The organism is Pseudotamlana agarivorans, assembly GCF_018860245.1.
GTDB lineage: Bacteria > Bacteroidota > Bacteroidia > Flavobacteriales > Flavobacteriaceae > Pseudotamlana > Pseudotamlana agarivorans_A.
Genome location: NZ_JAHKPD010000013.1, coordinates 193,528 through 206,698 on the forward strand (window position 1 = coordinate 193,528; position 13,171 = coordinate 206,698).

General features: G+C 32.2%; 5 protein-coding genes. 2 read left to right on the forward strand and 3 right to left on the reverse strand.

Features of this window, described 5'->3' with window-relative positions:
- Positions 1-191: 191 nt before the first annotated feature.
- Positions 192-2,684, forward strand: a complete 2,493-nt coding sequence (locus tag KO493_RS09495) for a TonB-dependent receptor domain-containing protein (RefSeq protein ID WP_216067721.1) — start codon at positions 192-194, stop codon at positions 2,682-2,684.
- A 355-nt stretch (positions 2,685-3,039) separates the two neighbouring features.
- On the opposite strand, the gene KO493_RS09500 is transcribed toward KO493_RS09495, so the two are convergent.
- The 3 genes from KO493_RS09500 to KO493_RS09510 all read right to left on the reverse strand — a co-directional run bounded on the left by KO493_RS09500 (position 3,040) and on the right by KO493_RS09510 (position 8,211).
- Positions 3,040-4,362, reverse strand: coding sequence for a sulfatase-like hydrolase/transferase (locus KO493_RS09500; RefSeq protein ID WP_216067722.1), 1,323 nt, complete (start codon positions 4,360-4,362; stop codon positions 3,040-3,042).
- A 281-nt stretch (positions 4,363-4,643) separates the two neighbouring features.
- Positions 4,644-5,393, reverse strand: coding sequence for a M15 family metallopeptidase (locus tag KO493_RS09505; RefSeq protein ID WP_252723202.1), 750 nt, complete (start codon positions 5,391-5,393; stop codon positions 4,644-4,646).
- A gap of 358 nt (positions 5,394-5,751) precedes the next feature.
- On the reverse strand, positions 5,752-8,211 hold the full coding sequence (locus KO493_RS09510) for a TonB-dependent receptor (RefSeq protein WP_216067724.1): 2,460 nt from the start codon (positions 8,209-8,211) through the stop codon (positions 5,752-5,754).
- 224 nt (positions 8,212-8,435) lie between these two features.
- Between KO493_RS09510 and KO493_RS09515 the strand changes: the two genes are divergently transcribed.
- On the forward strand, positions 8,436-12,587 hold the full coding sequence (locus tag KO493_RS09515) for a hybrid sensor histidine kinase/response regulator transcription factor (protein ID WP_216067725.1): 4,152 nt from the start codon (positions 8,436-8,438) through the stop codon (positions 12,585-12,587).
- Positions 12,588-13,171 lie beyond the last annotated feature (584 nt).

Sequence of the window (13,171 nt, forward strand, 5' to 3'; positions counted from 1 at the left end):
ATCCTTAAGTATTCCACGTTTAAAAGCCTGCGTAGCTGTTAAAACTAAACATGAAAATCGAGGCAAATAAAACAAAAATAAACAGCATGTTTACATTTCAGGGGACGGTGAATATTTGTATTTTGCACACTTTTTTCATATTCATGTGAATAAAAAATTAGTAGAATTCTGAATAAAAAAAGTAATAATAAATGACAGATAAATTTCAATTAAAAACAGGTTTTTTGCTGCTGTTTTTATTAATAACAAACCTGGTGTCGGCTCAAGTTACAGGAAAAATTATAGACTCCAAAGCGCAAAATGCCATAGAATATGGTACAGCTGCATTATATAAAGTTAAGGATAGCACTCTAGTAACAGGCGTTATTACAGATGCCGAAGGGCGTTTTCATATCGACAACATTAAAAAAGGTAATTACTATCTCGAGGCTTCTTTTATTGGTTATGAAAAATTACTAACTCCGGTATTTAAAGTTTTAAAAAATGGTGAGTTAGTAGAATTAGGTACGCTATTGTTAAATCCAAGTTTAGAGCTGCTAAATGAAGTTGTCATTCAGGGTACCACCAGTGCGGTTATCAATAAAGTGGATCGACAAGTGTTTTCAACTAAAAACTTTCAAAATGCAGAAGGTGGAAATGGGGTCGATATTTTACGAAATGTCCCTTCGGTGAATATTAATGGCGATGGTTCTATCGCTTTACGCGGAAGTACAAGTTTTACCTTGCTATTAAACGGAAAACCCATACAAAGTAGTGCCACACAAATTTTAGGACAATTGCCAGCCAATGCGATTGAACGTGTAGAGGTTATTACTGCACCTTCAGCAAAGTACGATCCTGAAGGTAAATCTGGTATTTTAAACATCATCACCAAAAAAGGTGCGGCAAATGGAGCTTTTACACAAATCAATTTAAAATTAGGATTACCAAGTATAGAAGATTATGATAATGAAGATCCTGCTGGTCGTTATGGTGGTGATTTTATTTATAATTTAAGAAAAGATAAATGGAATATTTCCTTAGGGGCGAGCTATCAACGTAACGATAAATCTGGGCGAAGAGAAGGTGATGTTTCTACCATTATTAACGATACGCTTACACGTTTTCCTTCAGACGGGGAGCGTAGTTTCGATGAAATAAATTATTCAGGACGCTTAAATTTAGATTACACGCCTAATGATTATGATAGTTTTTCACTAGGGGTTTATGCCGGAAAACGATCTAAAGACAGACGTGCAAACATCTTGTATTATGACAACCATGCGATAACCCCAGCAGATGGTGGAGAACAAGATCGTGTATATACCTTTCAGTATTGGAATGATAATTTACGAATTCGTAAAAGTGATTTTGTAGTTGCAAGCTTTGATTATAGCCATACGTTTTTAAACGACTCTCAATTATCAACGTCCTTGTTATATGAATATACCTTTTTAGGAGGCCCAACTACTAACGAAAACTTGGGCTATCCAGACCGGTCTATCATTTTTCAGGAAGAATTCAATACCAATGATAATCCATTAAACGGAGTGCGTTTTCAAGCAGATTACACCTTTAAACCCTTGGATATAGGTCAGATTAGTGCTGGTTACCAATACCGTAATTTAGATCATAAAGGTGATTTTATTTATGAGCGAAAAGATTTGAATACTGGCGATTTTATTTTGGTGCCAGAGTTTTCTAGTACTGTAGATTTAACCCGTGTAATTAATTCTGGCTATGTGCAATTGGATAAATCTACAGAGAAGTTTGACTATAGTGTGGGACTTCGTTTGGAAGGCATGAATAGAGATTTGTATTTAAAGGATAAGGTTGGTGTTGTAGATACGACATACACTTACGATTTTGTAAAATTATATCCATCGGCATCTGTTCAATATAAAATAAATGATGATCTTAAGCTAAAGGCAGCTTATAGCCGCCGTGTTGAGCGTACCACCTCTTTTAAAATGAATCCTTTTCCAGAGCGTGAACACTCTGAAACTTTAGAGCAGGGAGACCCGACATTGAAACCAGAATTTATAGATTTGGTAGAAGTGGGCGTGGTTAAAGATTTTGAAAATGGAACATCGCTGTATGGAACAGCTTATTACCGTGATGTTAAAAATTTAGTAAACCGTGTAAACACCGTTTATAACGACACCATATTGAATAGAATCTATTCAAATGTAGGGAAGGGAAAATCTTTAGGACTGGAACTGGGCTCAGAATTTAAAATCACCGAATCATGGAATAATTTTGTGGGTGCAAACTTGTATAATTTTGCAATTGATGGCGCATATAACGGAAACCCTATAGATACCAGTAGTTTTGTGTATTCTTTAAATATTAATTCTACATATAGCTTTTCGGAAACAGCTTCGTTACAATTCAACTTTAATTATCTTTCCGATCGTGTAACCGCACAGGGTGAAGATTCACAGTTTTATTCACCTAATTTATCATTTAAAAAGTCCTTTTTAAATAATCAACTTGTCGCTACTCTGCAATGGCAAAATATAGATATGGGGCTTTTAGATACCAATGAACAACGGATAACCACCTGGCAGGAAGGTTCCTTTTATACCACAACGAACTACGTGTATGAAGTGGATATGGTGTTTCTTAATTTGACTTATTCTTTTAACAAAAGAAAGAATGAATCGAAATTTATAGAAAGTGAATTTGGTAAACGTGAGTTTTAATGTTTTATGACTAAACACTTTAAATACAGTGTTTTAGTTTTTTTTTTGTTTGGTAAGCATCCCCTTTTTTAGCATAAGTAAAGGCGGAAAATGAATTTAATACTTCAGTCCATGTTACCGTTTTTTTTGATTCTATAACTTAGAATGTAATTAAAGATATAACAGGGACTGAATTTATTTATAAACAGCTGTTTTAAAGCTCGTAATTCAAGTATAAACACGTTCGGGGAGCAATAGTTTTGCAATAGTTACTCCGGATATTGAAGGTAATCATTACCGTTTCCTGTGTTTCTACAGTGGAAATATATATATCCTAAAAGTGATTGCTTTTCATCTTGCAATCTCGTTTAAAGTGTTAATTTCTAATTCGATTTGCTTCTTGAAGTAACGTGTTGTAAACCGCTTCTTCTTCCGTAGAAAGATTAGTTAAAAGGTTGTTTGTTTCAAAAGGATCTGCTATTAAATTATAAAACCTTTTAGCGTCATTGTCTAAACATATGAGTTTATAAATATCGTTTCTAATGGTATACCCAGATTTAGCAGGAACATCATTTAAAACTTCAGAATAATTATAAGTTCTCTTAGTGGTTGTATCGTCATTAAGCAGACCATAGAAACTTTTGCTATTTTCATAATCGGTTACATTTACTCCAGCTATATTTGCTATGGTCGCAAATAAATCGGTTGAAGAAATAAGGTTATTATCTCGTACACCAAATCTTGATACCCCTTTTCCAGAAATAATTAGTGGAACGGCTATACCGCCTTGATAAACACTTCCTTTACTGCGATTGCTTACATAAGGGTTTTGAATAACCTGACCTGCAGTGCCATTATCTCCAATAAAAATAATGATTGTATTCTCTCTTTCATCTTGAGGTATATTATCTAATAAACGGCCAATTTCATAATCCATGCTTTCTGCCATGGCCATAAAATAAGGTAGAGGGTTAGCATCTATACTGCCTTGGTCTGTAGGTAGGTTGCCTTGTGAATGCATGTGGTTAGGAGGTAAGTGAAAAGGCGTGTGTGGTACAGTGTATGCCAGCCAACAAAACCAATTCTTATCTTGATTTTTAATCCAATCGATAGCTAAATTGGTTGTTTTTGTGGTGATGTATTCTGTTGAGGGATTACTTATTCCATTTTCAACCAAATTCCAACTGTTATAGCTTTTTGTACCCCCAGTTAATAATCCAGCGAAATAGTCAATACCCATTTCTGTTGGGCGATTGGGCTCTCCATTAGATAAATGCCATTTACCTATAATCGAATGGCTGTAGGTTTTACCCAATTGATCATCTAAGTAAGCCTGCAATGTTTTTTCGTTTGCGTTTATTGTCGAAGCATCGGTAGCGTTTAGCACGCCCGTTTTTACACCGTATTTTCCCGTAAGAATTGATGCTCTAGTAGCAGAACACATAGGGAATGCCCAGCAATTATCGAAGGTTATCCCGTTATTTGATAATTCTTGTAAATGAGGCATATTAGGTTTTGTCGTACCAACATTATAATTAGGGCTGGCATCTAAACCAAAATCATCAGCAATAATGAGTAATATATTGGGTTTTGAAGTGCTAGCATTAGTGTCGTCACTCTTATTATGCTCATCTTTAGAACAGGATGTAATCATAATAGCTGTACTAAGTAGGATAAAAAAATATTTAATGTTTTTCATAATCTATTTTGTAATGGGCTTTGTTTCTAGAATCGTTTCGCTATGATCTTTGCGGAATGAAATATTATGACTTATTAATAGAAGCACGCGAGCCTACTTCAAGTTGGCCTTATTCTTTAGTTTGATGCTTAGACTAGAAAAATGCAAATTGGTTTAATGTTTTTTTTAATATTAGAATGTGTTGGTTTTAGTTTCTGGAAATCAGTGTTTTGTGAAGTGTTTTTATGTAGATGCTTTTTTATAAAATAAATTGAGTGAATTTAAAATATTTTTCGGATTATTTAATCCATTGAAAAATCTTTCGCTTTAATAGAAATGCCGTTCACATATTCGCTTATCATTTGAGCTTTTTCGGCCCATTCGGAACCATTAAAGTTATTAATATCGTCATAGGTCACATTTTCATTGTAGCATTTTAAGTATTTGCTGGCCAGTGGTAAATAGGACCAATGCCATTTTTCTAAATGATAACCAGTTCGTCCGTTTTCCTTATTAGTATAAACTTGATAAAACCCATAGTTATTAGCATTTTTAGTGAGCCAATCGTATGCTTTTTTACCTTTTCCATTTTCAAAATATGAGTTTTTTAATTGAATTAAATCCATATCCGTTCCCCAATGATGCCTAGACGTAGTTGGCATAGAGCTATATTCTAAAATTTTTTTCACTCTATCTAGAGGTGGTAGGTTTTCATACTTTTTCCATTTTCTTTCCCAAATAGCTTTTTGCTCGTTAAAATTTCTTGTACCCGAAATAACAACTAAGTTTATGTCTTCCTTTTTTGCTGCATGGTACATTTCCTTAAAGGCTAGATAAACTTCCTTATTTAGATATATTGTTTTAGAAGAATGGAGGGCATCGATTTTAATAAAAGTGCTATCTTTTTTATAGTCAAACTTGCCTAAAATAAAATCTTTATCATAATTATAAGTTGGTTCAACTATAACCTCCTCCTTGGGTACCTCCGCTTTTAGTATGGTGACTTCTTTATGGGGGGCCTTTTTGCAAGAACTAGAAAATAGTATTAGCATAAAAATTGCTATTATTTCTAAGGTTTTTATGTGTTGGATCATGCTATTATTTCTGGGATTTAATTTCAAATAATATGGATTATTCTTGTGCATGGCCTTCTATACTTTGATGGTTGCTTGCTTGTTATCCAATGCTATTTTAGTCTAAATATATGGTTTTATATAATGCTCCTTTATTCAAAAGTAAAAAATGATTTATAGAATGGCTGTTATTTTTAGGAGTTATAAAATTAGGGAAAGAAACACCTCATTTAGCGCTGTATAATTAATAATATTATAAAAATTTGTTTAATGGCGAGCCGGGGATAAGTTTTACATAAACACGAAATTTTGCATTAATATGCGTTTTATAATTTTTTTAATCAACCTCAAAAGTCGAAAAATTGTAAACGGGAACACCTTCGGTTGTAAGGCCTTCAATTTCTATAGCGTACTTAGTTTTTACTTCACTTGTAAAAAAAGAAACTTCAGCTTTAGAATTTTTAGTGATTACTATTTTTGGTTGCCAAAATAAAGTGGTTCTAGTATCTTGTTTTGAAAAGTCATTAAAACTATCTGCATGATTTGGTGAATAAAATTCTCTAGCAGTATAAAAACCAGGATAGTAAAAATCGATAATGTCTGGTTTACGTTTTACATTTAATAAATTTCCATTACCTAGCTTTGTGTAGATGGCAACAACTCCGTTGCCACTATTGCTAACCATCGCGGCCGATGTACCGGTTAAAATATCAATGAACTCAACTTCAGATCCTCTTAAGAAAGTGATGTCACTAACTTCTACTTCCATACCATCTAATAATATTTTTGGCTGACCACCATTTCTTATGGATATTGAATCATTAAAGGCCCTTACACCAGGTAGCCGATTTAGTAGATTAAAAATAGTAAAAGCCTCACTATTAAGTACATCATTCATGTCCATACGGTGGGTTGGGGAATTATTATCGGCGCGCTCGTTAAGTGCTTCCTCTCGTTTTTCGGCTTCAGATCGTTTCTTCGCAATGATGGTAACTTCCTCAAGGCGTTGTGTTTCATTTAAAAACTGAAGGTTATAATTCGATATTTTTTTCGATTGTTCTACAAAATTTGTGACTATAGAATTATTGAAACTATTTGGCTTTATTATATTACTGCCTGTAACTTGAGGGCTAGGATAAATGGCATTGTTTAAAAAAATTTCAACATCTCTATTTTTATTGTAGGGGCTTTTAAATGCTTTTACTCGGGCTTCCACAAGTGTTGAAATGGAATCATAAAAAACAAAGGGCCCAAAATTAAATTGCCCATTTGCATTAGATTGCGCTGTTTCTTGATGAGGTATAGATCCCATTAAGGTGAGTTTAGTTGCAGCCGAAATACGTTTTCCTTTTTGTTTTAGGGCAAAAGTTTGTCCAGAAATAATAATGCCATTTTCGATAGCGTAATTTTGTTTAGGTTTGGGCTGATATAAAAGCTCATTCCAAGTAAACCTGCTCCAACCATGTGTAAACATGACTAAATCAAGTAAAAACCGCCGCTTTGGGTCATTTTCCTTTTCAAAGAAATAACCAGGGTTTTCTATATGACCCCTTAAATCTGAATTTAATAATAAATATGTTTTTATATTTTCATTGCTGCTATGCTTGTCAACTAGGTCTAAATCATTGACCGTTAATGATAAATTTCCAGAAACAGGATTGCCATTTTTATCTTTTAAATCTAATAAAAGTGTTATTTTTTCTTTTGTATTAGGAGTTTTAGCTGTTGTATCTAAGTTGATATTGATGTTTTTATTTGGGTTATCAATAAAAACTAGGCGTTCGCACTCCGGTTTACCTTCGTTATTAAACAGTGACACGCTCATAACACCCGAATTTAATTCTGAAGTATTCAATTTTATAGCATAAGAATTGGTTGCAGTAGTTTCAAATTTTTGATAAATAATTTTTCCACGTTGGTGAGCAACAAGAAAGGAATGCTTCAGACCAATGTTTTTATTAGAGCTTACCTTTATTATAACTTCAGATCCATTGTTTAATAAATTCAAATTAAACCCCAGAGGTAGCGGTTTAGGAAGTTCGTATTTTTCTTCCTTGCCATTAATTTGAATACTTGCATAATAGCTGTTGTTTGGTTCGGGAGTGAACATAAATAGTCCCAAACCAAACTCAAAGTTTTTAAAAGTGGTAATGGTATTATTCCCTTGGTCTTTTATAACGCCTTCAATTTTTCTGGTTCTATTTTTTTTGTCTTTTATTTTTATTCCAACTTTAGATTGAAGACCATTAACTAAATAGCCGCCTTCAGGGTAGAACTTAAGATCTGGTCGTTTTGCCATAGATTCCTTTTTAATTGGTGCTGTTTTTGGTATAGAATCTATGGCGGTTTGCTGAGTAAATTCTTTTAAACCCCAAATAGGAATTTCTTTTTTAAAGAAAAAATCAGAACTTCTATTACGCATATAGTTTGTGTAGGCTCTTAATATATACGTGCCAGCTTTCCATTTGTTATTTATTTTAAAATCCCCGGCAGCACTAATATCATTAGTATAGAGTTTTTTTCGAGATACAATGGAGTCTTGGTCGTTCACTAATTCTACATAAATCACATTGCTTTTATTAGAAGCTTTATGATTGATCCCATTAACCAAGTATGCCGAATACCAGATGTCCTCACCAATAATATAATAAGGTTTGTCTGTTTTTACATAAATTTTTTCAGGGTAATCTTTGGAATAGGTCTCTAGTTTTTCAATTACTAATTGACTAAAATTATTTATAATACAAAATGATAAAAGTGAAATTCCGGCAGCGAAAAGGGCAACTTTTTTAAGCATGTCATAAATGGGCATTTGGAAAAATTAGAATTATAATAGGAGTTAGAACAAAATGTACGTAAACTTGGACAAGTTAAATTAAAATAGGTTTGGAATATATATATCATGTTTTTTTGAATGAAATGAGTTAATAATGATTGATTTCAGTTGGATCAATTAAACCTGAAAAATAGTATGTTTGTTTATGTCGTGTTATTTTTAAGATTTAGCATTTGTTTTTGAATATGAAAGAATTCCATTTAAATTATATGATAAACCCCAAGAAAATATTTTTTACTACTTTTTTACTTTTAAGTACGCTTGTTTTTGCTCAAAAAATCGAATATTTTTCCAATAAGGAGGGGTTTAATCAAAATACAATTAATGCCATTGAAGGTGACCGTTATGGTTTTATTTGGTTTGGAACACCTAATGGCTTATTTAAATATGACGGTTACGCCTTTAAACCTTTTACAGTACATGCTAACACAAATGGTCGTCTAATTAGTAATAAAATTTCCTCTCTATTTAATGACTCGAATGGTATATTATGGATAGGCACTAATAAAGGACTAAATGTGTATATACCCTGGTTGGAAAAATTTCTAAAAGTTCCTTTAGATATTAAAACTAAAATAACGAGTATATATGAAGGGCCTAATAATAACATATGGTTTTCTGGAAATCATGAATTATATTGTTGCAGGCTAGATGTTGAAAGAGAAGCGTTTATTGTATCGGAAAATTATCTAAAATCAGATTTTTATAATGAAACTATCAATCAATTTTATGTAAAAGAAAATGGATCCATCCTTATGTCTACTACAAAAGGGTTGAAAATGGTTACTTTCAAAGAAGAAGAAAGTAAAAATAGTTGTCCGCTTTTAAAAACAATAATTCAATATCCAGAGTTCGATAATCAATATGTTTCAAGTATACTTAAGGTGAACAACGTGTATTGGCTGGGCACAAAAACAGGTTTGGTTAAGGCTACGTTTGAAGGGACTCAGCTGCATGTTTTAGGAGCGCACGATAAAGATAAAGTTTTACCCAACCGAGCAATTACAGAACTATACAAGGATAAATTTGGAGATTTATGGGTTGGTACACAAAATAATGGTGTTTTTAAATATAATTCTAACGATGGCTCTTTTTTAAACTACAATTATAATAGGAAAAATATTCAAGGATTAAGTAGTAATTATGTCAAATCATTATATCTAGATGAATATGATGTTTTATGGATAGGAACTGCTCAGGGAGGTATTAATAAAATGGATTATAATCAAAAAAAATTCATTAATTATTCACATAACCCATACGAGTCAAATTCGCTCCCTGATAACTTAATCACTTCAATATTAGAAGATAAATCAGGCTATTTATGGGTTACTGGGTACAATGAGAGATTAAGTAAGAGTACTCAAAAAGTGAGCGAAACAACTGTTTCAAACCTTAAGTTTGAAAATTTGTCACATAAAATTCCCTTGCCAGAAAATGAAATCATAAGGTGTATTTATGAAGATAAAAAGGGGTTTATTTGGATAGGAGGTTACTCTTCAACGATAGTTTATAACCCTTCAGATAAGAGTTTTGCTAAAGTGAATTTTGAATATAATGGAGAAGTGCTTTCCAATAGGACTATTCGTGATTTTTATCAGCTTGATGATAATACAATGATGTTAATTGGCGGTGAGGTCATTGTTTTAGAAAATCCTTGGCAAAATTTTAGCGACAAGATCGTAAAGGTTAACGTTAAACAAACTGTTAAACTAAATACGTTTCAAATTTTCACTGTGTTTCGTGATCATTTAAAATCCCTATGGTTTGGTACAACAAAAGGGCTTTTTAAAGGTAAGTTTGACGGAGATAAAGTGGAAATTCAAAATCAATATACAGACGATGAAAACGATAAAATACATTTGAATAGTACGAATGTATTGTCCATTAACCAAGATGCCAATGGGGTATTGTGGATAGGAACTTATGGTGCTGGGTTAAATAAAATTACACTAGATGCAAAAGGAATGCCTATTAATGTGGACTATTCTGTAAACAACAAACTCTTAGCTGATGAAGCCATTTACAGTATCCTAGAGCAAGATAAAAACCTTTGGTTTAGTACAGATTCAGGACTAATGAAGCTAAATCATGGCAGTAATAAAGTGCACGTGTTTGATGTTCGTGATGGGTTGAATCATAATAATTTTAGACTAGGCGCATATTTTAAAGGCAAAAGCGGTTTTTTTTATTACGGAGGACTTAATGGTTTAACAGTATTTAAACCATCTACAATTCAGTTAAATAAGAAACCACCTAAAGTTTTAATTACAGATTTATTAATTAATAATAAGTCGGTGAAAATAAAGGAAGAGTTAAATGGAGAAGTGGTTTTGGAGAAATCAATTTCTGAAACCAAAGAAATCAAGTTAAGTAAAAACCATAATAATTTAACTTTTAATTTGGCTGTAGAACACACCGCAACACCTTCCAAAAATAAATTGGCATATAAATTAGAAGGATTTAATGATTTATGGCTGGAAAGAAATATGGGTAAAGCATTTGTAACCTATACAAATTTATCGCCGGGAGATTATGTCTTTAAAGTTAAAGCAGCCAATGGAGACGGAATTTGGAGTAGTGAAACAAAGGCCTTAAAGCTTATTGTTTTACCACCTTGGTATAAAACATGGTGGAGTTATCTTCTTTTTACGGCATTAGTAGCTTCTGTTCTTATTGGTGTTATTGTTTATTTTGTAAAGTTAGAATTATTAAAACAACGTTTAAATTATGAGAAGATAGATAAAGAAAGGATGGAAACCGTTAACGATGGAAAGTTTAAATACTTTACTAATTTATCTCATGAATTTAGAACACCACTAACTTTAATCGTAGCTCCCCTGGAGCGCCTTATTGAACAAAACAAAGATGCTTCCAGCGCTAAGTATTTTGAAATCATGAAGAAAAACACCAACCGTTTGTTAAGTCTGGTTGATCAGTTAATTACGTTTCGTCAGGCCGAAAATGGGGTTGTAAAATTAAAATTATCTAAGACGACTTTAGAAGCATTTATGGATCCTATTAAAGAAGCATTTGAAACTTATGCCATAGAAAAGGATATAAATTTTGTAGCAAAAATAGAAAGTAATGCTAGTGAGGAAGTCATTGTCGATATTGAGAAAAAAGAACGAATCATTTTTAATTTACTTTCAAATTCGTTTAAAAACACCCCCGAAGATGGGACGATAAGTGTTGAATTAAAAACAGTGCTTGTTAATGAGAAAAAATGGATGAGTATTAATGTTATTGATAATGGAAAAGGTATTGCTCCTGAAAAATTGGATAATATTTTTGAAAGGTTTTATCAATTAGGAAATGAAAACAATAAAGTTAGTGGAGGCGGTATTGGATTGGCTTTTTGCAAAACTTTAGTTGATTTGTTAGAGGGGACTATTCATGTTAAGAGTACGCCAAATGTGGAAACCTGTTTTTCAGTATTGATTCCTTTAACGGATTCAAAAGATTTGGATCCAGAAATATTAATTGATAACGCCCAATCATTTGTAAAAGATTTTTTACCTGTTATTTCTGAAAGTAATAATGTTAAAAAGAATAATGTCGCTATAAAGGATGCAGACAAACGTACTATTTTGGTAGTAGAAAATGAAACTGATGTTCAAACGTTTTTAACGGTTTCGCTTTCAGATACCTATAATATTATTTTGGCGAATAATGGGGTAGAGGGTTTAGAGCTATTAAAGAAGTCTGAACCAGATTTAATTATTAGTGATGTGATGATGCCTGAAATGGATGGCTTTGAGTTTTGTGAAAGAGTAAAATCTGATACAGAAATTTGTCAAATACCTGTACTTATGTTAACGGCATTGGGTAATGATCAAGATCTAATTAAAGGACTTGAATTTGGAGCAGATGCCTACATTAGTAAGCCATTTACATTGAAGCATTTAGAGTTACGTATAGAAAAACTTATATCTAATAGCATTAAGTTAAAATCATATTTTGAAAAAAACAGCTCGGTTCCTGATAAGAATAATGATATTGAGATTTCAAGTAGAGATCGATTGTTTTTGGATCAAATTACTAGTAAAATTGAAAAAAATATTTCCGATTCTAAGTTTGGTGTCGAAGATTTAGCAAATCAAATAGGTTTAAGTACGTCTCAGTTTTATAGAAGACTAAAACAACTTACCGGACAAGCTCCTAATGCTTATTTAAGAAATTACCGTTTACAACGAGCGGCAGAATTGCTACAAAATGGTAAAGGGATGAATGTTAGTCAGGTAATGTATAGCGTTGGGATCGAGTCGAATTCCTACTTTTCATCAGCATTTAAAAAAACACACGGCATGTTGCCTTCAGAGTTTATGAAGCAATAATTAACCTCATTGAGTTTGGCTGTTACGACCGCCTTAACGTTTAAATATAAAAGGGTTTGACACTTTGTCGAGCCCTTTTTTTTTGTCCTTTATCAAATGGCAAGACAGGTAATACCAATTTAATTTCACGATTTACTTACACGTTATAATTGATTTAATACCTGAGTTGACCAATTACGTAATGATAATTTTTAGAATCTTCTTTTTAGTGAAAATACAGCATGACATTGATTGTGTGTGGCTTATAGGTTTTTGAAGAAAAAAAATTAAAAAAAAAAGTAGTTTAAATCCAATTATACATAAGACTCAAATAATTAATCATGGTTTCAATAGCCTTCTTAAGATTGTTTGAATAATAAATAGGGCTTTATTGTTGATAAACAGGTTTTTAGATTATGCGTTTTGATAAAAAAAATATAAATACACATTTTTAAATATCTTATAATCAACATGTTACCCTGTCTTTAATCATGTGCGTGGATTGAGCAAAAGATAGATAATTATAAATGGTTGGATTTTGAAATAAATAAATAAGTTTGTTTTCGGATATAAATTCTTACTAAGAATCTGTTAATGTTTTATCA